The following is a 23391-nucleotide window of genomic DNA, read 5'->3' as shown; positions in this document are numbered from 1 at the left end:
TTTCGATGTAGAATGGTAGTATAATATCTTAAAAAAGGTGAGGTTATGAATAAAAGAAAAAGACAAATCATTACAGCCGCTCGTGAGCTTTTTATCGAAAAAGGATTAGTGGACACATCCATTAACGATATTATTAGTGCAGCTAAAATTTCGAAGGGCACGTTTTATAATCATTTTTCTTCTAAAAATGAATGCTTAATCGCCATACTAGATGAGGGACGTGAGGAAGCGAGCAATCGCCGTCACGAATTACTATACGGTAAAGACCCTACTGATTTGGAAGTATTAACACAGCAAGTTGCCGTACTCATGTATGTCAATCGCGAGCACAATCTAATTCAAATTTTTGAATCGGTCACCCATTCTCGTGACAAAGAACTTAAAAAGATTATTTTGAACTATTACTTACAGGAGCTAGAATGGCTTGCGAATCGTTTTGTACAAGTTTTCGGTGAAGAAATTAGTACACTGAGCTATGAATGCGCTATACAAGCTCTCGGAATGATTAACCTCTCATTACGCGCAGTTTTAATTTCGGATTTCCAATTTATAAGTCGTGAAACAATTGTCCGTGTAGCATTGCGTAATATTAAAGCAATCATTCCTGTCATGTTAGAATCCAAAGAAGTCATTATAAATGTTGAAATGATTAACGCTATTCAAAATGTGGCGAACTATCAATCCATTAACAAGGAAATGATTGTTGAACAATTGCAAGGATTTATGAAAGGATTGTCTAAGGATGAAACCCTTGAAGGCTTGGAATACACTGAATTTTTGATGGAAGAATTACAATGTGAGAAACCAAAGCTTTTCATCATAGAATCACTACTTACTCCTTTCCGAAAAGCATTTGTTGGGACGGAACACGCTGCTGAAGCACGTGACATCGCCAATAATTTATGGCGCTATGTAAAAATTGAGCGACCATCAGAGAGATGTATATAGAAAAATAGCCGCGCAAACTCATCAATGCATAAAAAAGGCAGTACAAAGTGAAAGATTCATCACTTGTACTGCCAAAATTAACTTACTCTTTAACTAAGGACCTGCTATTTACAATTAAATTTCAAGTCAAAAACTGTACCTTCTGCTCCCGATCGGACACTAATGGTACCATTGTGTAAATCAATTAACTGCTTAGTAATCGCCAATCCTAGGCCTGTACCCGTTGTATCATCTGTCGTATTAGTACCTCGATAATAACGTTCAAAGAGATTATCTAACTCTTCTTGTGGAATACCCGGACCTTGATCAGCAATAGTTAGCATAACTCCCTTGCCTATATTTTGCGCTTCTACACTTACCTTTGTACCAACAGGAGTATATTTCTTAGCATTAGTTATTAAATTATCTAAAATGCGCTTTAATAGAAGATCGTCCGCTTCGAGCATGACATTCCCATAAACCTTCACAGACACCTGCTCGTCTGCAAATTGAGGTAACCATACGTTAAGTGGTAACAACACTTTTTCAAGCTGGATCGCTTTATTTTTTAATTGGTACGTATATGTTAAGTCTTGTATAAGGGCATCCATATACGTCGCCTTCTCCTGCATCGTATTCGCAAAGATACGCATTTCTTCCTTTGTCCACTCATAATCCTCTGAAGCAAGCATTGTTGAGTAACCAAAAATAGAGCTTAACGGTGTCTTTAAATCATGTGATAAGCCCGTAATCCACTCCTCACGTAATTGCTCCGCGTGCTTAATTTGCCTTTCATTAGAGGAAAGGCGTATCGATAAATTATTGAGGGATTCATCCACTGGCTGAAATAATTTAAATTTCCTTTTCAACTTACCCGTCTTCCGATGATGGATATTTTTATCTCTCACTTCACTGTAATCAAACTGTGTCAGTCGCTCTATACGGGATATCACATAAACAAGCGGACGAACAAATTGACGTGAAATGCTAATCGATAAAAAGATAACCCCTATTAACAATATAAAATGTCCACCAAAGAAGATGGAAGCAAATAAAACCATCGCTTTATAAAAAGGTTCTTCAAATGGCTTATAGGATGGATTGGGCATGCGTACAACTAATGTCGAGCCATCCTCTAAAGCAGCACTTTGTGTAAGCTCTTCATGCTCGAAAATATCATATTGTTCTTCTAGTAACTGGGGCTTATGTAGCTTTTCATAGCCCTCACCAATGACTCCTACACGGTCCCACTGCTCGTTATAGATTTCAACAGAAGCCTTCTTATCTTGTAAACGTTGAAGCAGTTCTGAAGAGATCTCCCCTTTATCCTTCCAACTCTGATATACTTCCTCAAAAAGTGGTTGGACAGGTGATGTCGGGAGGAATAGCAAATAGTAGTTAGGAATCTCCCACGTGTGCATTCCTGGACGTTTAAGAGCGATGATTTCGTTATCTGTCATTTCACAGAGTTCGCAACTCTCTCCCGTGTAATCAACAATGTCCATCGATTGATCGAACAAATATAGTTGCCCTGCGTTCTCCTTAGCTCGCTTCACTAAATAATCAGCAATCTTAATGGATTCTCCTTTTTCTACGACAGCATCATCTTTTATTTCAGAAGAAGTCATTATATGAATATTGTCACCGACATGACCGTTGATAAAGATCGCAAAAAACACCAAACTAATAATAAAGCCAGAGATAATTAGTAAGTAAAATATAGTGAAATAAGATACAAAACGAAGTGATAATTTTCCAGCTGGCTTCATGATTGAACATCTCCAACTAGTTTATAACCAATCCCCCTCACAGTTATAATGCACGTTGGTTTACCTGGATTCTTTTCAATTTTTTCTCGTAGTTTTCGAATATGAACCATCACTGTATTATCATCAAACAAACAATCGCCCCAGACTCGCTCATAAATCTGTTCCTTTGATAATACTTGCCCTACATTCTCACATAAATATTTCAATAAATGAAATAATCGCCCACTAATAATTTCCTTTGTATCATTTACAGTTATCTCCGCTGCATCGATATCAAATGTAAATCGACTACAAGTAAATAAATTACTTTCTGGCACACCCTTTTTCTTTATATATCTCGCAAGCTGTACTTTCACCCGCGCAACAAGCTCAAGTGGATTAAATGGTTTCGTAATATAATCGTCTGCACCGTTCATAAAACCACGAAGCTTATCTGCATCACTACCTTTAGCCGTTAAAAAGAATATAGGTGCATCACTTTGCTCACGAATCATATTCGCCATTTCAAGCCCGCTACCGTCTGGAAGCATAATATCTAATAGGTAAAAATCAAAAACCTTCGTTTCAATTTTCTTTTTTGCTTCTTGAACAGTGCCGCAGAGTGTAATGTTTAATAATCCTTCTTTTCTTAATATAATTTCAATCATTTCCGCAATTGCAAGTTCGTCCTCTAACACTAAAATCGATGCATCTCGCATTCTATCACCTACTTTTAAGATTACTTTAAGGTTGTCATTATTTCACCATAAGTTTTGTAAACTACACTATGTATAAGATAACCAATTAAGGAGATAAAACGCAATGACAACAAAACGTGTTACCTTCATAGATACAATGCGTGGTTTTAGTTTATTTGGCATCTTAATGGCGAATTTGCTGATTTTCCAGTTTGGCATGTATGGCAAAGATGAACTAAAAGATCTATCCGCCCTTGATAACGGGGCTTTGTATTTTGTAAAAGTCTTTATAGAAGGCTCTTTTATGCCGATTTTCACCATTTTATTCGGCTTCTCTCTTATTAAATTGATTGAGTCTATTCGTAAAAAAAAGGATAAGAGTCGATGGTCTATTTTACGTCGTGCTACCGGGTTAATAGGCTTAGGTTTACTACATTCAACGTTTTTATGGGAAGGTGATATTTTATTTTCCTATGGCTGCATGACTTTATTTTTAATTCCATTTATTAATCGCAAACCAAAAACGTTATTTATTTGGTCTGGTATCTTATTATTACTTACAATAGCCTTTTCATTCGGTTCTATGACAGAATCCGAAAAAGAACAAAAAGAAATGCAAACTTATATTCAAAAGGCCGACGATGTATATGCTAATGGCAGCTATTCCGAAATACAGGATTTCCGCTCAAATGTTACCCCTCCTGGAATGGATGATCCTGCTCTCATATTCATTCTTCTTATTATTGGACCAGTATTTTATGCGTCATTATTCCTCTTCGGCATGGGGCTCGCTAAAAAGCAAGCTTTTGTAAATATGGAGGACGAAAAGAAATGGTATAAGCTAGGTGCATTGCTCGTTCCAATAGGGCTAGCATGTAAAAGTTTAAGTTTTATAGAAAGTAATTTTTCTGACATGTTGATGATGGGTGGTTCACAGTTACTGTCAGTTGGCTATGTCTGCCTTGCAGCTTTATTATATAACACTCGCCCAGTACAACTGTTAGCTCCTGCCTTTGAGAGTGTTGGTAAACTATCATTAACCAATTATCTAATGCAAACGATTATTTGTACAACAGTATTTTACGGATATGGTCTAGGCTTATTCGGCAAGCTAGGCGTGTTCGGCGGTATTTTATTTGGAATCGTTTTGTATAGCTTACAATGTGTTTTCAGCCTTGCCTATTTAAAGAAATTTAAACGCGGACCTTTCGAAACTGTACTGCGCGTTTGGACGAATTGGTCCTGGAACGGACAGGTTAAAATCAAACAGAAAGGAAGTACTTCACATGAATAGTGACTCCAAAGAGGACTTTACAGACACATGGTGGTTTTTAGGCATATGTGCTGCTGTAGCTGCAGTCTTAACACTATTTGCGTTTTAATAAGCTAATCATTCACTCATCTTGGGAACAACTATACAACATATTGAAATTCGTTTTACCTGCCCCCTACTGTATACTAGTACTACATAATATACAGCTTAGGGGGCGTTTTATTGTTACAGCGAATTATGATCACTGGCTATAAACCACACGAACTAGGAATTTTCAACGACAAGCATCCTGGCATTGCCATCATAAAAAAAACACTCGAAGACCGTCTACGGATTCTGATTGATGAAGGGTTAGAATGGGTGATTATTAGTGGTCAGCAAGGGGTAGAATCATGGGGTGCTGATGTTGTTCTTATGTTAAAAAAAGAATTTCCGCATGTAAAATATGCTGTTATTACTCCTTTTTTAGAGCAGGAGAAAAACTGGCAAGAGCCAAAAAAAGAAAAGTATCAATCATTAGTAGCTCAAGCAGACTTTGTAACGAGCGTTACGAAAAAGCCATATGAGGCTCCGTGGCAATTTATCGAAAAAGACAAGTTCATTATTCAAAATACAGATGGTTTACTGCTAGTTTATGACGAAGAAAATGAAGGCTCCCCTAAATATATAAAGCGTCTAGCAGAAAAATATATGGAAACACACGACTATACACTTTTAATGATCACAGCCTACGATTTACAAATAATAGCAGAAGAAATGCAACAACAAGATTGGTGAGAAATATTGCTATAATTTTCTGATAATTATATACTAGAATAAATAGACACTTGTAGTTGGAAGAGTTTATCTAAGTTCTTTGCTTGTTGCTTTACGATCCTTTGTTGCTACTATCCTATAAGGAGCTGTTAACATTTGAGTAAAAAAATCGAAATGATTCTTGAGTCTGCGCCGGTGAATGTTTCTCACGATACATACCGCAGAGAATGCAAATATACACGCGGGATTCATATTGAAGAACAAGAGTTTAAAGCTATTTTAGATTCAATGTGCCACGATTCACGCTTATATTTTGATTTCCATAATCCACGTAAAGAGATTAAAAAGGGAACATATTTAAATGGACACTCAGGGTTAGCACGTAATATTTATGATTACTATAAAAACATTTACGACATCGAGATTAACGAACTCATGAATGGCAAAGACTTTTATGTAAAATTAATTTAGAGGGATGAATTGATTCTTGATCATTAAAGTGGCTATTACTTACATCACAACCCGCTTTTTATATCTGATACCAGGCGTTTGATTAGGAAAAAATAGGTTTATTATTGAGCGAAAAAAAAGGATTTTTTCGTTACTGTTTCGTCTATATATTCCCATTTTGACTAATTGTAGCGTAGGGCTACTCGACTCCCGCGGGAAAGCGAGACAGACGAGACCCTGCACGAAGCGGAGCGAAGGAAGCGGCTCGTCGCTCAGAGCCTTTAAGATGGATAAAAGCCAACACACCTGATCTGATACAAAAAGAGCTACTCTCAAACGAGAGTAACTCTTTTTTGTTTATAGGTCCGCTACTTGAGCTCCTAATTCTTTATTATTGTACATTTCCGTATCCAACTCTTTTGTGACACGTGCTGTTGTCACACCTGCCATCATTGAACCACTTACATTAAGAGCAGTACGCCCCATGTCGATTAATGGCTCAACAGAGATTAATACACCAGCAAGTGCAATCGGTAAATCGAGTGCTGATAATACAAGAATTGCCGCGAATGTTGCACCTCCACCAACACCAGCTACACCAAATGAACTGATTGCTACGACTGCGATCACAGTAATGATGAATACTGGATCAAGCGGATTAATGCCTACTGTAGGTGCAATCATAATCGCTAGCATCGCAGGATAAACACCGGCACAGCCATTTTGACCAATAGATAATCCGAATGAGCCTGAGAAGTTCGCGATCCCCTCAGGTACACCGAGACGACCTGTTTGCGTTTTAATATTCATCGGTAAAGTACCTGCACTTGAACGTGAAGTGAAAGCAAACAATAATGTTTCTGCAGATTTTTTTAAATACGTAAATGGATTTAAACCACTTAATGTAAGGATTAATAAGTGTACTATAAACACAATGAATAACGCTACATAAGACGCAATAACAAACTTACCTAAATTATAAATTGCCCCGAAATCAGATGTTGCCACTGTACGAGCCATAATGGCTAAAATACCATATGGTGTTAAACGTAAGACAATTGTTACAACGCCCATTACTAATGCATAGATTGCATCCAAGCCCTTTTTAATAGTGGCCGCAGTAGCTTCATCTTTACGTGCTATACGTAAGTATGCAAAACCTAAGAACGCTGAAAAAATAACAACAGCGATCGTTGAAGTCGAACGAGCACCTGTTAAATCTAAAAATGGATTTGCTGGGAATAACTCAATAATTTGCGTTGGTAAATCCGGCGCAGTTAATCCAGAAGTTTTTTCCTCTAAATATGCTCCACGCTCAGTTTCTGCTGACCCTTGTATAATGTGGGAAGCATCTAAATCGAAAACTGTTGCTGAAAAAATACCAACCGCAGCTGAAACAGCAGTTGTACCGATTAAAATCGCCAAAATAAGTGCTGCCATTTTCCCAAAGTTTTTGCCAACTTTCATTTTCGTAAAGGCTATTAAGATTGAAATGAAAATTAATGGCATTGCAACCATTTGTAGCAATTTAACATAACCAGTACCAATAATATTGTACCAACTTGTTGTTTTAGCTAAAACTTCAGAATCAATACCATAAATTAAATGCAGTCCAAGACCAAGTGCAATACCTAAACCTAAAGCTGTAAAAACACGATTTGAAAACTTAACGTGTTTTTTATTCATAAGATATAAAATCCCAACGAACACAAGTAAAACGGCTACGTTAAGAACGATTTGTAATGTAGACAATGGAAAGCCCCCTAACCAGTTTGTTTAATGTAAATCGAATTATATACCTATAATCCCTATAATTCAAGTATGTTTTGTTTAGATTAATATTTTCTTATAACGAAAGCTGTTATTTCTTATGATTATTCCCTAAAAACGAAATATAATAATTTAAATTTAACAGTAGACTTTTTTCGTTAAGGAAGGAGCAAGAGTGGTAATTGCCGACTTTAATGAGGATGCATTAAACAAGGACACCGCTAATGCATTCGATGTGAAGTAGATGTTGCTGCAGAAGAAGAGATTCAAGAAATGATGATTAAAACCATTACTCATTTAGGTCTTATTTATATTTTAGTCGACAACGCTAGAATTGGTGACGATCTGCAAGCAGCAGTAAATACGAAGATGTTTTTGTGGAGTACTTACTAAAAGATAAAAAACCTACTTCGTTTAGTGAACGAGATAGGTTTCTTTTTCATGATCATTAACTAGATAAGAGCTTCCTGAAATTGTTTTACATTGTTTTTTCACACGCGTCACCGCATCTGACAATTGATCAACAGATTCAAATTGCTGATATTGATTTGTTATAACTGCGATGGATAGTGAAGTGCATGTGAACGGCTCAAGTGTACCAGCCCTATTATGAATCTGTAATTGCCCTAAATCTTCTAGTTCATAAAAGCTCAAAATGAATGCATCAAACTCATCAATAATTCTTTGACAAATTGAGTTAGCCTCATAATGAGGAAGAATAGCAACGAAATCATCTCCACCAATATGCCCTAAAAATTCCTCTGTACCAACTATATTTCTTTTTAAGATGTCTGTTAAATACAGTAAAATTTTATCCCCTTTATTAAAACCATACGTGTCATTATAGGATTTAAAATGATCTAAATCAAAATATATTAAACTATATCGCGGTAGCTGTAATGCTTCTTCGAGCTTTTCATCAATTAATTTATTGCCTGGAAGACTGCTTAACGGATTCAAAAAGCTTGCAATAGCTACTTGTGTTTCTACAAGCTTTAACAGTAATTCTCGAATACTTACGACACCATAATATAAGCCATTTTTTGTTACAATCACATCATCATATAAGTCCTCTGGTCGTCTTTGCATCGCTTCCGTGCTGACTTCTGTTATAGGTGTATGACGATCTATAATTAAAGGATTCTCTTTCATAATAAGTTGATTTTGCCGTCCCATAAATAAATTATAGCCATAACGTGTACCAATTTTTTGATAAAAATGTGTGCGTGTAATATGCCCAATTGGTTTGTCATCTCGAACAACAACGACACTACGTAATGACGGATCGTTTGTAAAAAGCAAATCCACTTCTTTATTTTTCACAAATTCATCAATACAAGGAACACTTTCTATGACTTCCCCTATTTTCATGGTCATCCATCCTTATTTTCCCCAAATGTATTTCCTTTGCGGGTTTCCCTATCGCATAACCTTGCGCGTAGTGAATACCAATATTATGTAAATAGTTTAATTCTTCCTGACGTTCAATACCCTCTGCAATAATTTTTGTCTCAGCCTGCTCGGCGTATCTCATGAGCAATGTGACCAGCTGCTGTTGCTCGCTGTTTTTATCAATAAATTGTATTAAAGAACGGTCTAGTTTAATAAATTCTGGCTTTAAATAAACAAGTGTTTTTAAGCTATTGTATCCTGAACCCACATCATCCACTGCGATTCGATAACCCTGTGATCGATAATGTGATAACACACGTTCAAACTCCACAAAATCTACTACGGCACTGCGTTCAGTTAGCTCAAATACTACCTGTTGTGGTTTAATACCCAGCTCTTTTAATAATTGTAAGGTTTCACCACTATGGTAGTTCTTATCAAGTAAGACATTCGGATGTATATTAACAAATACTAAAAAGCCTCTGTTTATCCAATCTTCGTGCAGTCGTTCTTGGAAGCGCTGCAATGAAAGATTACGACAAAAGCACTCAAATAAAAATACGCAGTCCGTTTGTCCAACAAATTCATAAAACTGATCGACACTATTAAATAATTCTGAAAGCCACGGACGATTCAACGCCTCAAAACCCACCGTTTGCCTCGTCTGTAAATCGACGATAGGCTGAAAATATGTATCCAAATTCTTGTCCTGAATAATTTGCTTCAACGCTTTTAAACGTTTTATATATAAAGTATTGTTTTGATGCTGCCCATATAAATGCTTGAAATAGGAAAATAAATTATTTGTTTTTATGCTTTGTCTCACAACAGACTCCATACTAGCACCTCTTAATTTGGTCATTACAATCCATTGTACCCTTTTATTGTAAATTCATTGTTAATAGTATGTAAAATAGATGGCTCTAGCACTAGATTCCCTTTTCAATAGTGTATAAAAGTAATCATTTTTGATCACTTGGTAGAGTGGGTATAAATTCAGGATGGGAGAAGGCAGTTCGAGCAAAGGTTACTGGAGGTTGGTTGTTTTATCAGCGATTCGTTGTGGTTTATCAGCGATCTTGACTGATTTATCAGCGATTCGTTGTCCTTTATCAGCGATCTTGGCTGGTTTATCAGCGATTCACGCCCCTTCTTTCAGCAATACTAATGGTATTTTACTGACAAGTACTTTTATAATAAGAATAGAAGCACAATCATAAGAAAGGTTGCTTGATATCCTAATGAACGTAGAGAACTTTTTACAACTGCCCATAACAAAGGATTTTACAGTTGTTGCTGGTCGCAATGGTTTATATAAACCCGTCCACAATGTCGAAATTCTAGACTTTGAATTTTCGCCCGATATTCAAACTGTGAGAGAAACGATTTTCACACCGAACAGTGTGGTTCTGAGCAGTTTATTATTTGCAAAGCACAAGCCAGAATATTTATGGAATGCCGTGAAAAATCTTATTAAGCTAGGGGCCAGTGCTTTAGCCTATAAACCTGTCATCTATGAGGACTTACCAGAGGAAGTTCTAGTGTATGCAGATGAGCACAATTTCCCGATCTTACGATTTGGTGGAGATGAATTCTTTGAAAAAATTATTTTAGAAACGATGGCCTATGCAAAAACACAGGATTATTCATTCTTTTTAGAAACGATTATGCGACGTTTAATGGAAGAAGATGTTACAGCTGAACAAATAAAGTCCATTTTACAACAAGTAAATAAGCCCTTTGAAAAATATGTATTTGTTGCTAATATTCAAACGCAAGAGCTTAAAAATAGTCAGTGGATGCAGTCTCTTTTTCATTTAGAGCCTCTTTTAAAATCGGGTATGATTTGTACCTATAAAAAGAGCCTCTTTATTTTAATGACCCATCCATCGCAAGAATTTCAATTTGAAAAACTTCTCAATGAATGGTTAACCATGTATGCAATCTCAACTGATTCATTGACCTTTGGCTATAGTCGTTGTCATGTAACACAAGTTGAACTCCCTCTTGCTGTTCGGGAAGCCTTCTATGCACGCATCATGGCTGAAATTGAATCGTCTCCTATCTGTCATTATGAAAATCTCGCTTCCGATTGTTTGTTAATTGAATTACATCGCAAGGACCCTCAATTTACTATGAACTATGTAAATAGCTATCTCGGTCCCCTACTTGAGGAAAAGGTTGATCCAGATTTAATGAACACAGCCATCACCTACGTTGTAAAACAAGGAAATATAAAGGAAGTAGCCGTTGCTCATTTTTGTCATCCAAACACAATCCGTTATCGTTTGTCAAAAATACGTCAACTAGTAGCTCCTTTAGAAAATGATTATGTTTTTTACGAACGTATAGCTGCAGCCGTTAAATTGTACTTATTACATAGCAAAATAGATGTTGAATGATCAGCATTGGAATAAGTACAAAAAAACGCCCGAATATTTAGAATTAACATCAAATTTTTTTCTTCCATTTCATGCTATTCTATTGTAGTTAGGAGGAAGAATGATGAAACAATACATAGCTGATGGCATGCTATTAGTTACTGCAATCGTTTGGGGTAGCGGATTTGTAATAACGGCGATTGCATTGGAATATTTAACAGCTTATCAAGTAATGGCAGGTAGATTTTTATTAGCTTCGATTATACTGATAGTCTTATTTGGATACAGATTAAAAAAAGCTTCAAAATCAGTGATCTGGAAAGGTGTTTTGTTAGGGACCATTTTGTATGTTGCCTTTGCCCTTCAGACAGTGGGATTACAATATACAACACCATCTAAAAATGCATTTTTAACCGCTGTAAATGTCATTATTGTTCCCTTAATTGCGTTTGCAGTTTACAAGCGCCGTATAGATGGCTATGAAATTATCGGTTCAATTATAGCTATTATTGGAATCGGTTTTTTATCATTACAAGGATCACTGACAATGAATATCGGAGACGCACTTTCCTTAGCTTGTGCTGTCGCCTTTGCATTTGATATTTTTTGTACAAATCTTTTTGTACAAAAGGAAGATGCCATCGCCCTTACGATTATTCAATTTATCACAGCAGCATTTTTAGGTGTCTTAGTCGTAGTCAGTCAAGGCGACATCCCAACCAACCTTGAAAAAGAAGCAATCTATTCAATTATTTATTTAGGAATCTTTTCAACTACTCTTGCCTATCTTTTTCAAAATGTTGCGAATCAATATACGTCTGCTACAAAGGCAGCTATTATCCTGTCGACAGAATCATTCTTCGGCATGGTACTATCCGTAATTTTCTTACATGAGGTATTAACAAGTCGCATGGTTGTAGGGGCAGTACTGATTTTACTCGCCATATTAATTGCCGAAGTAAAGCCTGCACATCCTAAAAAAAGAATGATGAAGAGCTCTCGATAACGAATTTCAAAATAGTTTCAGTCATGCTGAAGCTATTTTTTTATTATGCATAACTAGTCATAATACTGGTCGTAATCCCTACTACTAAAACTGTAATAATTGACAGCATTAATGTACTGGAAGATAAAAACAGACTCCCTACCACAATGACGATCGAATCAATCATAAAAATAAGTATCCCAACATTAATCCCTGTTTTCTCACACAAAAACTGTGCAATCAAATCTGTGCCACCAGTGCTTGTCTGAAATCTAAGCATCAAGCCAATACCAAATCCCATCAGTATCCCTCCAAATATGGCACTATAAATAGCATCGATTTGGACAAGATTCCGAACAGGCTTTAGTAAGTCAATAATAAGAGAAGATGCAATTAATCCGTGAATGCTATTGTAAAAATATGCTCTGTATTTATACCAAGCAATAATAAAAACTGGAATGCTAATAATGATGATCATTAAACCTATTTTAAGCTTATACAAATAGTGTAAAATAAGCGCTATCCCCACAACTCCCCCATCCAAAATTTGATAGGGCGTTAAAAAAAGATTAATTCCTAGCGAAACCGCAGTACTTCCAATAAGAATAATCAAGCCTTTCGTAAAAAAATACATACAACCCCCCTCCGAGACTGAGCATGTATTTATAGTATGATAATATGGAATCGAACATGTTATCAAATACGGCTTGGTCAAAAGTCAACCCTACTTTTTTTATCGAGCCCGCTCGATAAATTTCTCTAAAGCTCTATTTGGTTTTTCGGGTGAAACTTTATTCCTGTATTTTCCGTATATTCATGTAAAATCACTAGATGAACAAAGGAGAATGTGCTATGGAGCATACTTTATTAGAACAAGTGAAGAACACACGAACAATTTTAAGAAGAACACTGTTAGAGACGATTTTCGAGGAATTTGATGGTCAACGTATGAGATTAACTAAGGAGCAACGTATAGAAAAGTATCGCACCATGCTAGATAGTCCTTTCCGTTTTTTCCGAGGAAGTGCCTATTTATTTTATTTTGATGTCACGAAATCCCCTTCCATTTTCCATACATCTGATGTCATGCCTACTTGGATACAGGGAGACATGCATATGGACAACTTCGGTGCATTTCAAAATGAAACAGGCGACATTGTGTTCGATATTAATGATTTTGATGAAGGCTATGTTGGCTCTTACTTGTATGATGTTAGTCGCATGAGTGTTAGTATCGCTTTATATCTTGAGGAGCAAGGCTTAGATCATGAAGCTCAAGAAAAGGCCATTCATCATTTTCTACATAGCTATGTCAGCCAACTAAAACGGTTTCAGCGTAAACAAGATGATCCACTGACATTAACATTTACAAAGGATAATACAAAGGGACCAATCAAAAAGGTTTTGAAAAAATTAGAGAAACGTCAGCATTCACAGTTTGTACAGGATATCACGTACATTAACGATGAAGAACAGCGTGTTTTCCTATGGAATGAAGAAGTACAGCCTGTCACTTCAGAAGAATATGCCGCAATCTCTACTGCGCTACCCAACTATAAGATTAAAGATATCGCCATTAAATACGGTTCAGGGACAGCATCCATCGGCTTAAAACGCTATTATATTTTAGTAGAGGACGAAACAAATGCACAGGGAGTATGCGATTTAGTTCTTGAAATGAAGGAAGTGCGCACGGCAATCCCTGCATATTTCCTTCCGTACAATGAGACATTCTGGGAAACTTATGTGCACCAAGGAGCACGTGTAGTAGGTACTCAAAAAGCCATGCATCATTTAGAGGACCCTCATTTAGCTTATGTTACGATGGAGGGGCAAGAATACTATATCCGTGAGCGTTCCCCTTATAAGAAAAAGGTGAAGCCTAAAAACTACAAGGATGTAGAGGATTATTTTGCAACAACATCGACGATGGGACAAATTGCTGCCAAAAACCATGCACGTGCCGATATCGACTACTCCGATGTTTTCACCTACCATAGTGAAGATGAAATATTAAAAGCTATTGGTAAGGAGCGTAACGTATTTGTTGAAAGCACGATTTTACAGGCAATGCGCTACAAAGAAATAGTCTATTCGGATTTCGAGTTGTTTAAAGAGTTGGTCAAAGAGCGTTTTAATTGACCTGTGGAAAGAACAAAGGACTTCTGCCATAAAGCGGAAGTCCTTTTTATTTTTGCTTTGCCTTCATTCGATTGAGTAAAAATCCACCTTTGAATGATTTAGGCTCGTAAGAAATAATAAACGCATTTGGTTCAAATTGCTCTACAATTTGGAACAGCTCCATCTCACGATTTCTCTTAGTTAATATTTCGTATTTATAACGGTTACTATCTCGACCTTCACCAATATAAATAGTCACTGCAAAGCCTTCATTACGGAGGAAATTCACGAGCTCTTCGTTTTTATTTTGCGTATTGATTGTCGTATAGACATAGCCGATCGCCAGTTTCCGTTCAATTTTGGCACCTAGGAAAATACCTAGACCAAAACCAAATGCATAAACACTCATGGCTAAAATACTCTGTTCCCCGTTAAAAACAAGCGAAAGGCCAAATACATACACTAACATTTCCAGCATACCGAATATAGCAGCAAGGACAGTAATATTCTTTACTAAAAATATTGTCCGTAACGTTAAAAAAGGTACATACACTAATTGAAGTATTAATATCAGAAATATACTTTGCATTTGTCAGAGACCTTTCAGAGAGTAGTTTTATATACTATATATGTATGTCGATATATTGATTTAAATTCTAATGAAATGTATTTTATAGATTTCCTACCAATAAAAGAATTAAACATCTGGTCTCATAAAAAAATGCCACCTACTATAGAAGTAGATGACATTTTTGTAGATTACCTTTAAACTTCCCCATGCATCGGGTCTTCCTTATGCTTTGGCCCGATCATGTTGAATAAAATATTCAGGATAATCGCTGTAACCGAACCACAGACGATACCGTTAGATGTTAGAAGAGATATACTTTCTGGTAGTGCATCGAAAATTCCTGGTACAACCGATACACCGACACCAAGACTAACTGCTACAGCAGCAATCATCGCATTTTCCGCTGACTCATTCATTACAGGTACTAGCATGCCCATACCTTGTGTAATGACCATGCCGAACATCGCTAGCATTGCCGCACCAAGTACTGGTGTTGGAATAATCGTTGTTAATGCTGCGATTTTTGGTAGAAAGCCAAGTGCTACTAGTAATCCACCTGTGATGTAAATGACTTTACGATCTTTTACGCCAGACATACGAGTTAGACCCACGTTTTGTGAGAACGTTGTGTATGGGAAGGCATTGAAAATACCACCAATAACCGAAGCAAGACCTTCTGAACGATACCCACGAGCTAAATCTTTTGAGTCTAGCTTTTTATTGCAAATATCACTTAGCGCAAAATAGACTCCTGTTGATTCTACTAAAGAAACCATTCCTACGAGTGTCATTGTAATAATCGCGGTAGCATCAAATGTTGGCATACCAAAGTAGAATGGTTGAACCATGTGTAACGCGTCTGCATCTGAAACTGGGCTAAAATCAACTTTACCCATGAATGCGCCTAAGATTGTCCCAGCAACTAGTCCAATTAAAATGGAGATTGCGCGGACGAACCCTGTAGAAAAACGATAAACTACTAAAATAATAACGAGTGTAATAAACGCTAAAGCTATATTCGAGCCAGATGCGAAATCTTTTGCACCTAGTCCACCCGCCATATTGTTTAAAGCTACTGGTAATAAAGAGATACCGATAATCGACACTACCGAACCTGTCACAACAGGCGGGAAGAATTTTACTAGCTTTCCGAAGAAGCCGGCAATAATCATAATGATTACACCTGATGCAATAATTGAACCATAAATATCAGTAATACCTTGCTCTGGATTTGTACCGATTGCAATTATTGGACTTACTGCTGTAAATGTACAACCTAGGACAACTGGCAAACCAATACCGATAAATTTACCATAATACACTTGTAAAAGAGTTGCGATTCCACACATCATAATGTCAATCGCCACTAAATACGTCATTTGTGTTGAATCAAAGCCGATTGCCCCACCGATAATCAATGGCACTAAAATGGCTCCTGCATACATCGCAAGTAAATGTTGAATCGCTAGCGCAGTCGATTTAAAGGCATTCATTACGCATTAGCCTCCGCAGCAAATGTAACTTTGCCATCCTCAAGAGATTCTACAATTGCTAATGATTCCACGCGAATCCCTTGCTGGCGTAATAATTTCCCACCATCTTGGAAACCTTTTTCAATAACAATGCCGACGCCCACAACATTTGCACCAGCTTGTGCTGCAATATCAAGCAAGCCTTTGACAGCTTCTCCATTAGCTAAGAAATCATCGATAATTAGGACGTTATCATCTTCATTTAAGAAATTTCGTGATACTGAAATATCATTTGTTTCATTTTTTGTGAAAGAATGTACTTTTGAAGAAAAAAGATTATCTGATAATGTTAAAGATTTACGTTTACGTGCAAATACTACAGGTGCACCGATTTCAAGCCCTAGCATAACAGATGGTGCGATACCTGAAGATTCGATCGTCACTATTTTTGTAATAACTTGATCAGAGAAACGATTGGCAAACTCATGACCAATTTCCTTCATAAGCATTGGGTCGATTTGATGATTTAAAAATGAATCTACTTTTAATACAGATGAAGATAAAACTTTTCCTTCTTGCATAATTTTATCGTGTAATAACTTCATTTCCTTTATTTCCTTCTTTCTTAATTTAATAAAAAACGCTGAATACCTTGATCCATTCATCTACGAGTGGAGCAAAGCATTCAGCGTAAAAACGTCGAAACAAATAGAAAACATCATCATCTTATATGAGATCTTCTAAAGCATTGCTACCCATAGTCGATTTATTTACGGTAAATCGGTAGAAACTTGCGAGCCATATTCTCGCTATTATATGAGTGAAACAGTATGAAGCTGTAATACATAGCAATTATTTAAATCAGTACTTCATTCGGCAATGTGCTAAATGACTCACTAAATAAAGATTGATTTTTCGGAATTTGCTGGAATTTTAATTAATTTCAATTGTAAATGTTCGTGTTTTACAACCAACGTACTGATTATATCAGACAATTTTCCAGCAGGCTAGTCATTATTTTATTAAATGGAAAGGCACTGTCATAATGACGACATTTTTGTTAAATAGCAGCGTAGCGCGAATTAATAGACTTGATTGATTATGTAACATATGATGCCATCCTTTTTTTGGTATAAATTGTGGGATAACAACTGTTACTTGATGTCCTGTTTTCGCACATTGATGTTCAACCTTATTAATAAATTTCATCAACGGCTGTGTAATACTTCGATATGGTGAATAGTATGTTACAAGCCGTACATCTGGCTGCCAAGCTTTCCATTTCTCTTCAAAAGCTTTTGCGTCATCTTGATCGAAGGCTACGTAAAAGGCAATAATTTTGTCGACCTTTAATGAATGTGCGTAATGCAAAGTGTTTTCAACTACTTTCGTAATACCAGCGACAGGGACTATGAAAACATTCCCCTCAATAATAGGTAGCTCCTCATTATTTAATCTTAACTGCTCACCAACTGCTTGATAATGGTGTTTAATTCGATGAAACGTCAAAATAATTATTGGTAAAAAGATAAATACTGGCCATACTTGAGGTAATTTCGTCACAAAAAACATCATGGCAACAATAAAGGAAATAACCGCTCCAATCGTATTTATTGCAAATTTTGCAACCCAACCTTTTGGCTTTTCACGCCACCATTTTCGCATCATTCCGGCCTGCGCTAACGTAAACGGAATAAAAACACCAACTGCATAAAGTGGAATTAAATGTTCTGTTGCCCCATCAAATAAAATGATTAAGACAATGGCAGCTAAACCAAGCATCAAGATTCCATTTGAATAACCGAGACGATCCCCACGGATTTGGAACATTCTTGGGATAAAACGGTCTTTCGATAAATTGACTGCTAGTAAAGGAAAGGCTGAATAACCTGTATTTGCAGCGAGTACTAAAATCATTGCTGTTGTACCCTGCACTATATAGTAAAAGAAATTGCGTCCTACACTTGCCTCCGCAATTTGCGAAACAACTGTTTCTTCTGCATTTGGAGCAATTCCATAAAAATAAGCTAGACTCACAATACCGATAAATAGTACCGCTAAAATACCGCCCATCGCAAGTAACGTTTTAGACGCATTTTTTGGTCCTGGATCTTTAAAATTAGGAATAGCATTTGAAATAGCTTCTACACCAGTCAAAGCTGAGCTTCCTGATGCAAATGCCTTTAATAATATAAAAAGACTAATTCCTGCAACGGGTGTACCAACCTTTGGACTCAACTCTGCTGGAACTTGCCCTGTTGCTACATTATAAATCCCCACTCCAATTAATATCAGCATGACAGCTACAAACAAATATACTGGATACGCTAATATGGATGCAGATTCTGTAACACCACGTAGATTTAAAAGCGTTAAACATATAACAAAAAACACAGCGATAAACACGTTATAAGGATGCAGACTTGGAAATGCCGAAGTAATCGCATCGGTCCCGGCCGATACACTTACCGCAACGGTTAGAATGTAATCGACAAGTAATGAACCACCCGCGACGAGACCGGCATTGACACCTAAATTCTCCCGAGAAACTACGTATGCTCCACCACCATGTGGATACGCAAAAATAACTTGACGATACGAAAAAATAAGTGCTGCCAGTAACACAACTACCCCAGCAGCAATCGGTAGAGAATACCAAAAGGCAACAGTACTTACCGTCATGAGCACAATTAAAATTTGCTCAGGTCCATACGCTACTGATGACAAAGCATCTGACGACAGTATGGCAAGTGCCTTTCTTTTATTAAGCTTTTGCTCCCCCAATGTATCGGATCTCAACGGTTTGCCGATAACATAACGTTTTAATGAGGATTTCATATACAACACCTTCTAGTTTCATGGGATGTGTTTCGCATTTCTAAATCGATTACACCTTCGCATAATCGGTATCTGTGTAGTCCACTGGGGCTTATTTTCGTTTTTGAATGAAGATAAAAAAAACGTCCACAAGTCATCACTAAATACGACTTGTAGACGCTCATTCGTCTGCCAAGCTCCAACTTTTCTGCTCTTAACGCTTACGAGGTTAGCTGTCGGATTCGGGCCTGAGTAGCCCTACCCTTCAAAAAATGAAGAGATTCACCCCAAGGATTATTGTTAAACAATCCGTAAAAACTGGGTCCCCCGCGTTCAGTTGCTTCAGCGATTTAGAAATTTGAAACCTTTATAATGATGTCATATTACGCTCGTATTAAAAAAAAGTAAAGAAGAAAATTTTTTATTATTATAAGTGAAAAGCATAGATATTCTCTCAGGTAGTATGTAATTACTCACAGAACTAAAAAAGCTATCTTAAAAGTATTGTCCCACTTTTAAGATAGCTTATGCACATTAGTCCTCAATATCTTGTTCAAAGCCTATAATTTCACCTGTAGATGAATCAACATCAACTTCGTATTCTTGCTGTCCGTTTCTGATTTCGATTTCGTAAATCCCATCATCAAGTTTAATTTTAGTCACTGTACCCTTTGCCTTTGTTAAGGCCTTTTCAATAGCCTGCTCTTTTGTGATTTTAGTTGTTGTAGTGGAAGCAGTCATCTTGTCATACGTATCATCTTGATCTCGACGTTCCTTCTTTTGCTTTAATAGCTCACCTGTATAGGCATCAAATTTTAAGTCATGCTCTTCAGTATCCGTGTACACCTCTATCTCATAAACTGAGCGGTATTGATTCTGCTCAAACTCAATATCAGTTACGGTACCGTTGACAACTTTTAGTGCTTTTTTCTCAATTTCCTGCATTGATAATACCTTTTTTTCTTGGGCATTACCTGTTAATAAAGTTGTTGATCCAATAACAGCTCCAACGCCAAGTACACCGACTAACGCTGGGATTAAAATGATTTTTTTCATCTTCATCTGTTCATCTCTCCTTTGTTTTATCCCGCATACATCTGGCTGAACGCCCCTCAAGTCAAGCAGCTGAGGTAACCAAAAAGTTAAGCGGGGTTGTACTTTATCTATTCTTAGCTTATCAAGCGAAGATGATAGAACAATAAGAGAAACATTAGAATTTCATTAGAATTACTTAATGATCTTCATCCCATGTGACGGACATCACCTTTCCAGAGATTGCATGTATTTGGAAAACAGCTTCTTCATTCTTAGTTTCAATTTCAACTAAATAATAGCCACCATCCTCTGTTTCCTTATAATCAATGGAATCTACCTCACCATTTAGTTGTTGGAGAGCAATCTTCATTGCCTGTTCTTTAGAAATAACATTGACAATTTCTGGTTTCCCAACTGGCTCAACATCTTTTTTAGACAAGACATCACCTGTATAGGCATCGAGTGTGAGATCCCTTTGTCGATCCTCTTTTTCAACACGTACAGTGTAAATGTTATCTGCTAACACGACACTCTTAATATCCCCATAATCCTTCTCAACCATATGTCGTATTTGCTCTTCTGTTAACGGTAATTTACTTTCCACTTCCTTCAATTTTAAATTTGTAATTTGCTGTGTAGTTGCATCTAGCATCACCATATAAGTTGCACCATCTCGTGTAAATAGCATTTCATACTCATTTCCTTGATTTTTAGCCTTTGTTACATGACCGTTGTAGATTTTTTCAATATGATGAATTGCCTGTTCTTTACTAAGAGGCTCAACATGAAAGAAGCGATACTGAACAAACCATAGCGTTCCACTACAGAGAAGGATGATGGCACCAATTATCAATAGCCATTTTTTCATTGTTGCTCCCCCTTTGGTACACGTAGGGTAAAGCTTGAGCCCTCGCCAATTGTACTTTCAACATCAATCGTAATACCAAGCTGCCCTGCAAGTTCATGGGCAATAGCGAGCCCTAAGCCTGAGCCTCCAGTTTTACGGTTGCGGTCCTCCGCCACACGATAAAAACGCTCAAATAAATGGGGAATATGCTCAGCTGGAATCCCAACCCCAAAATCTTGAATAGTAATGAGAACATACTCAGAAATGTCTGTAGTATGTATGTGGACTTCTCTCTCACTATATTTTCGAGCATTATCAAGTAAAATAAAGAGCAACTGTTTCAACATTTTTTCATCGCTATAAATATAGTTTGGCATTTCAGCATCGACGATGAATCCGCGATGATAAGCCTGTTGCATTTGCGTGGCCACCTTATTTAAGAATGGAGCAAGCTCTAACTGAACAAAATGTACGTCAAGATGCTCCTTGTTTTTGGCTAACTCCAGCAATTGCAACACCATTTCATGCATGCGCGATGATTCATTCACAATGGCTTGTAGCGATTCCTGCGCTACCTCCTTATTGTCAAAGCCTCTGCGCAATAGTAATTTTGCATAGCTTTCAATCACAGTAATAGGCGTTTTTAATTCATGGGAAGCATTTGACACAAATTGCTGTTGCTTTTGGTAATGCTGTTCAAGCTTCTCCATCATTATGTTAAAAGTACGATTTATATTTGTTAACTCATCCCGGCCTTTGTCGGGAATATCAATTTTTTCGTACTTTCCAGTAGTTGTACTTTTTAACATCGTTTTATTTAAGCGTTCAAGTGGCAATAGAATAAGGCGACCAAGTGCTAAACTCGCTAAAAATATAGGAATTGTTGCAACAATTGAAACAACCACCAATATCGCTTTCAGCAAACCTAATGTGCTTGCCACTTCCTCCACTGACTGCTTTAATTTTATTTGCACAACTGTTCCGTCTATCCAAATAGCTGGCATAGTGAAGCTAATGTATGGGACATCAGGCATCTCTAGTGTAGCCTGAACCTTCATGATTACGTGCTGTTCATCATAAATATACACTGCTCCATCTGTTGGCATATAAGCTCTTAAAACTTGCTGTAAGTTAGTTTGTTCATTTAACTGACTCAATGTAGAACTTAGCTCATTTGCTCGTGCTTGGAGCTGTTTATATTCGGTACTATAAGAAAACTTTTCATACAAAAAATAAATTCCACTATTCGTTGCTACTAACATAACAAGCATTAATAAAGTCGTTAGCAAATGAATTTTTGTTTTAAGTCTCATGTTTGTGCTCCTTCAGCACATAGCCAACACCACGCACCGTTTGGATAATGGGTGTATCATTAGCAGCTTCAAGTTTTTGTCGAACATAACGAATATAAACATCCACAACGTTCGTATCCCCATAATAGTCATACCCCCATACAGCCTCTAAAATTTGCTCACGCGATAGTACCTGCTTTGGGTGTTTCAATAAATATAAGAGAAGACCATATTCACGAGGTGTCAATTGAACCCCTTCCCCATAATAAACAACCTCTCGTGTTTGCTCATTAATGGATAATTGCTCAAATGCCGGTTGAACTTGTTGGTGGTTACTTCTTTGAGAAAATCTTAAAGCATTTCGAATGCGAGCAAGTAATTCTTCAATATCAAACGGCTTTGTTACATAATCATTCGCTCCAAGATCCAGACCCTTTACCTTATCTTCAACCTCACTCTTTGCGGTCAGCATAATTACTGGCGTCTGTGATTCTGTTGCACGAATACGCTTTAGCACATCAATCCCGCTCATCTCAGGGAGCATAACATCCAATAAGATTAAATCCCATTGCTGCTCACGGTATTTAAGCAAACCATCTGTGCCTGTATGTACTGTGTCAGCCTTATAACCCTCAAATTGAAGCTCTAACTGTAGGACCCTTGCAATATTCTCTTCATCCTCTATTATTAAAATTCGCTTGGTCATGCCGAATCATTCCCCATCATTTTCTTCTCATCGTAAACGATACAAGGGGTGAAAGTCTAATTAGAAAATGATGAGAATAAAACATATGCTTCTACCTCCAAAACGAAACTACTCATTTAGGGAACAACAGGCATACTCTCAACAAAATTT

22 protein-coding genes and 2 riboswitches are annotated in these 23391 nt (G+C 37.0%); of the genes, 8 read left to right on the top strand and 14 right to left on the bottom strand.

Translation table 11 applies throughout. The features are described from left to right. The first annotated feature begins 45 nt into the window (after positions 1 to 45). On the top strand, positions 46 to 948 hold the full coding sequence (locus BFJ97_RS17070; protein ID WP_068985864.1) for a TetR/AcrR family transcriptional regulator: 903 nt from the start codon (positions 46 to 48) through the stop codon (positions 946 to 948). A gap of 104 nt (positions 949 to 1052) precedes the next feature. On the opposite strand, the gene BFJ97_RS17065 is transcribed toward BFJ97_RS17070, so the two are convergent. Further along, positions 1053 to 2696: a sensor histidine kinase gene (locus BFJ97_RS17065; RefSeq protein ID WP_068985863.1), complete on the bottom strand. Its 1644-nt coding sequence runs from the start codon at positions 2694 to 2696 to the stop codon at positions 1053 to 1055. Beyond that, positions 2693 to 3394 carry a response regulator transcription factor gene (locus tag BFJ97_RS17060; protein WP_068985862.1) on the bottom strand — a complete coding sequence of 234 codons (702 nt, stop codon included), beginning with the start codon at positions 3392 to 3394 and terminating at the stop codon, positions 2693 to 2695. Before BFJ97_RS17060 ends, BFJ97_RS17065 begins: the two co-directional genes overlap by 4 nt. 103 nt (positions 3395 to 3497) lie before the next feature. Between BFJ97_RS17060 and BFJ97_RS17055 the strand changes: the two genes are divergently transcribed. From BFJ97_RS17055 to BFJ97_RS17045, 3 genes are all read left to right on the top strand, one after another. Further along, positions 3498 to 4667 (top strand): DUF418 domain-containing protein, encoded by a 1170-nt coding sequence (locus tag BFJ97_RS17055; protein ID WP_068985861.1) that lies wholly within the window; start codon positions 3498 to 3500, stop codon positions 4665 to 4667. A gap of 201 nt (positions 4668 to 4868) precedes the next feature. Beyond that, positions 4869 to 5423 (top strand): DUF1273 domain-containing protein, encoded by a 555-nt coding sequence (locus tag BFJ97_RS17050; RefSeq protein WP_068985860.1) that lies wholly within the window; start codon positions 4869 to 4871, stop codon positions 5421 to 5423. 135 nt (positions 5424 to 5558) lie between these two features. Then, positions 5559 to 5873: a hypothetical protein gene (locus BFJ97_RS17045; RefSeq protein WP_068985859.1), complete on the top strand. Its 315-nt coding sequence runs from the start codon at positions 5559 to 5561 to the stop codon at positions 5871 to 5873. Positions 5874 to 6209: 336 nt separating this feature from the next. Here BFJ97_RS17045 and BFJ97_RS17040 read toward each other — a convergent pair whose 3' ends face one another. From BFJ97_RS17040 to BFJ97_RS17030, 3 genes are all read right to left on the bottom strand, one after another. Beyond that, positions 6210 to 7538 (bottom strand): L-cystine transporter, encoded by a 1329-nt coding sequence (locus tag BFJ97_RS17040; protein WP_302621809.1) that lies wholly within the window; start codon positions 7536 to 7538, stop codon positions 6210 to 6212. Positions 7539 to 8036: 498 nt separating this feature from the next. Continuing rightward, the gene (locus tag BFJ97_RS17035) at positions 8037 to 8993 is read right to left on the bottom strand and encodes a GGDEF domain-containing protein (RefSeq protein ID WP_068985857.1); all 957 of its coding nucleotides are present in this window, start codon (positions 8991 to 8993) and stop codon (positions 8037 to 8039) included. Then, the gene (locus BFJ97_RS17030) at positions 8953 to 9852 is read right to left on the bottom strand and encodes an EAL domain-containing protein (RefSeq protein WP_068985856.1); all 900 of its coding nucleotides are present in this window, start codon (positions 9850 to 9852) and stop codon (positions 8953 to 8955) included. The genes BFJ97_RS17035 and BFJ97_RS17030 overlap by 41 nt, the downstream gene beginning before the upstream one ends. A gap of 163 nt (positions 9853 to 10015) precedes the next feature. Between BFJ97_RS17030 and BFJ97_RS24295 the strand changes: the two genes are divergently transcribed. From BFJ97_RS24295 to BFJ97_RS17020, 3 genes are all read left to right on the top strand, one after another. Beyond that, positions 10016 to 10234 carry a hypothetical protein gene (locus BFJ97_RS24295; protein WP_139114468.1) on the top strand — a complete coding sequence of 73 codons (219 nt, stop codon included), beginning with the start codon at positions 10016 to 10018 and terminating at the stop codon, positions 10232 to 10234. Positions 10235 to 10255: 21 nt separating this feature from the next. Further along, positions 10256 to 11416 (top strand): PucR family transcriptional regulator, encoded by a 1161-nt coding sequence (locus BFJ97_RS17025; protein ID WP_068985855.1) that lies wholly within the window; start codon positions 10256 to 10258, stop codon positions 11414 to 11416. A 103-nt stretch (positions 11417 to 11519) separates the two neighbouring features. Next, entirely contained in the window at positions 11520 to 12401 is an 882-nt protein-coding gene (locus tag BFJ97_RS17020) for a DMT family transporter (RefSeq protein ID WP_068985854.1), read from the top strand. A 43-nt stretch (positions 12402 to 12444) separates the two neighbouring features. Here BFJ97_RS17020 and BFJ97_RS17015 read toward each other — a convergent pair whose 3' ends face one another. Beyond that, complete coding sequence (locus BFJ97_RS17015; protein ID WP_068985853.1) at positions 12445 to 13014, bottom strand: YitT family protein; 570 nt, start codon at positions 13012 to 13014, stop codon at positions 12445 to 12447. 218 nt (positions 13015 to 13232) lie between these two features. Between BFJ97_RS17015 and BFJ97_RS17010 the strand changes: the two genes are divergently transcribed. Further along, positions 13233 to 14522 (top strand): DUF2252 domain-containing protein, encoded by a 1290-nt coding sequence (locus tag BFJ97_RS17010; RefSeq protein ID WP_068985852.1) that lies wholly within the window; start codon positions 13233 to 13235, stop codon positions 14520 to 14522. A gap of 46 nt (positions 14523 to 14568) precedes the next feature. Here BFJ97_RS17010 and BFJ97_RS17005 read toward each other — a convergent pair whose 3' ends face one another. From BFJ97_RS17005 to BFJ97_RS16970, 8 genes are all read right to left on the bottom strand, one after another. Then, positions 14569 to 15090 (bottom strand): DUF2179 domain-containing protein, encoded by a 522-nt coding sequence (locus BFJ97_RS17005; protein ID WP_068985851.1) that lies wholly within the window; start codon positions 15088 to 15090, stop codon positions 14569 to 14571. A 176-nt stretch (positions 15091 to 15266) separates the two neighbouring features. After that, a complete protein-coding gene (locus BFJ97_RS17000; RefSeq protein WP_068985850.1) occupies positions 15267 to 16565 on the bottom strand; it encodes a nucleobase:cation symporter-2 family protein in 1299 nt (432 codons plus the stop codon). Next, positions 16565 to 17149, bottom strand: coding sequence for a xanthine phosphoribosyltransferase (locus BFJ97_RS16995; RefSeq protein WP_068985849.1), 585 nt, complete (start codon positions 17147 to 17149; stop codon positions 16565 to 16567). The genes BFJ97_RS17000 and BFJ97_RS16995 overlap by 1 nt, the downstream gene beginning before the upstream one ends. 133 nt (positions 17150 to 17282) lie before the next feature. After that, positions 17283 to 17384, bottom strand: a riboswitch (purine riboswitch). A 174-nt stretch (positions 17385 to 17558) separates the two neighbouring features. Further along, a complete protein-coding gene (locus BFJ97_RS16990) occupies positions 17559 to 19382 on the bottom strand; it encodes an APC family permease (protein WP_068985848.1) in 1824 nt (607 codons plus the stop codon). A 183-nt stretch (positions 19383 to 19565) separates the two neighbouring features. After that, a riboswitch (cyclic di-AMP (ydaO/yuaA leader) is annotated at positions 19566 to 19719 on the bottom strand. 176 nt (positions 19720 to 19895) lie between these two features. Continuing rightward, entirely contained in the window at positions 19896 to 20423 is a 528-nt protein-coding gene (locus BFJ97_RS16985; RefSeq protein ID WP_175401791.1) for a PepSY domain-containing protein, read from the bottom strand. Positions 20424 to 20592: 169 nt separating this feature from the next. Then, positions 20593 to 21264: a PepSY domain-containing protein gene (locus tag BFJ97_RS16980; RefSeq protein WP_068985847.1), complete on the bottom strand. Its 672-nt coding sequence runs from the start codon at positions 21262 to 21264 to the stop codon at positions 20593 to 20595. Further along, on the bottom strand, positions 21261 to 22556 hold the full coding sequence (locus BFJ97_RS16975; RefSeq protein WP_068985846.1) for a HAMP domain-containing sensor histidine kinase: 1296 nt from the start codon (positions 22554 to 22556) through the stop codon (positions 21261 to 21263). The genes BFJ97_RS16980 and BFJ97_RS16975 overlap by 4 nt, the downstream gene beginning before the upstream one ends. Next, entirely contained in the window at positions 22546 to 23241 is a 696-nt protein-coding gene (locus BFJ97_RS16970) for a response regulator transcription factor (RefSeq protein ID WP_068985845.1), read from the bottom strand. Before BFJ97_RS16970 ends, BFJ97_RS16975 begins: the two co-directional genes overlap by 11 nt. Positions 23242 to 23391 lie beyond the last annotated feature (150 nt).

The organism is Lysinibacillus xylanilyticus (assembly GCF_001708185.1).
Classification (GTDB): Bacteria; Bacillota; Bacilli; order Bacillales_A; family Planococcaceae; genus Lysinibacillus; species Lysinibacillus xylanilyticus_A.
This window is presented reverse-complemented; position numbering and strand designations above follow the sequence as displayed.

What these genes read in the sequence shown, in the direction of transcription:
- BFJ97_RS17070 (WP_068985864.1), top strand. Translation starts at nt 46, where the DNA reads ATGAATAAAAGAAAAAGACAAATCATTACAGCCGCTCGTGAGCTTTTT.
- BFJ97_RS16970 (WP_068985845.1), bottom strand. Translation starts at nt 23,241, where the DNA reads ATGACCAAGCGAATTTTAATAATAGAGGATGAAGAGAATATTGCAAGG.
- BFJ97_RS17005 (WP_068985851.1), bottom strand. Translation starts at nt 15,090, where the DNA reads ATGCAAAGTATATTTCTGATATTAATACTTCAATTAGTGTATGTACCT.
- BFJ97_RS17065 (WP_068985863.1), bottom strand. Translation starts at nt 2,696, where the DNA reads ATGAAGCCAGCTGGAAAATTATCACTTCGTTTTGTATCTTATTTCACT.
- BFJ97_RS17000 (WP_068985850.1), bottom strand. Translation starts at nt 16,565, where the DNA reads ATGAATGCCTTTAAATCGACTGCGCTAGCGATTCAACATTTACTTGCG.
- BFJ97_RS16980 (WP_068985847.1), bottom strand. Translation starts at nt 21,264, where the DNA reads ATGAAAAAATGGCTATTGATAATTGGTGCCATCATCCTTCTCTGTAGT.
- BFJ97_RS17030 (WP_068985856.1), bottom strand. Translation starts at nt 9,852, where the DNA reads ATGGAGTCTGTTGTGAGACAAAGCATAAAAACAAATAATTTATTTTCC.
- BFJ97_RS17060 (WP_068985862.1), bottom strand. Translation starts at nt 3,394, where the DNA reads ATGCGAGATGCATCGATTTTAGTGTTAGAGGACGAACTTGCAATTGCG.
- BFJ97_RS17055 (WP_068985861.1), top strand. Translation starts at nt 3,498, where the DNA reads ATGACAACAAAACGTGTTACCTTCATAGATACAATGCGTGGTTTTAGT.
- BFJ97_RS17035 (WP_068985857.1), bottom strand. Translation starts at nt 8,993, where the DNA reads ATGAAAATAGGGGAAGTCATAGAAAGTGTTCCTTGTATTGATGAATTT.
- BFJ97_RS17040 (WP_302621809.1), bottom strand. Translation starts at nt 7,538, where the DNA reads ATGAATAAAAAACACGTTAAGTTTTCAAATCGTGTTTTTACAGCTTTA.
- BFJ97_RS16985 (WP_175401791.1), bottom strand. Translation starts at nt 20,423, where the DNA reads ATGAAGATGAAAAAAATCATTTTAATCCCAGCGTTAGTCGGTGTACTT.
- BFJ97_RS17020 (WP_068985854.1), top strand. Translation starts at nt 11,520, where the DNA reads ATGAAACAATACATAGCTGATGGCATGCTATTAGTTACTGCAATCGTT.
- BFJ97_RS16990 (WP_068985848.1), bottom strand. Translation starts at nt 19,382, where the DNA reads ATGAAATCCTCATTAAAACGTTATGTTATCGGCAAACCGTTGAGATCC.
- BFJ97_RS17010 (WP_068985852.1), top strand. Translation starts at nt 13,233, where the DNA reads ATGGAGCATACTTTATTAGAACAAGTGAAGAACACACGAACAATTTTA.
- BFJ97_RS16975 (WP_068985846.1), bottom strand. Translation starts at nt 22,556, where the DNA reads ATGAGACTTAAAACAAAAATTCATTTGCTAACGACTTTATTAATGCTT.
- BFJ97_RS17015 (WP_068985853.1), bottom strand. Translation starts at nt 13,014, where the DNA reads ATGTATTTTTTTACGAAAGGCTTGATTATTCTTATTGGAAGTACTGCG.
- BFJ97_RS16995 (WP_068985849.1), bottom strand. Translation starts at nt 17,149, where the DNA reads ATGAAGTTATTACACGATAAAATTATGCAAGAAGGAAAAGTTTTATCT.
- BFJ97_RS24295 (WP_139114468.1), top strand. Translation starts at nt 10,016, where the DNA reads ATGGGAGAAGGCAGTTCGAGCAAAGGTTACTGGAGGTTGGTTGTTTTA.
- BFJ97_RS17025 (WP_068985855.1), top strand. Translation starts at nt 10,256, where the DNA reads ATGAACGTAGAGAACTTTTTACAACTGCCCATAACAAAGGATTTTACA.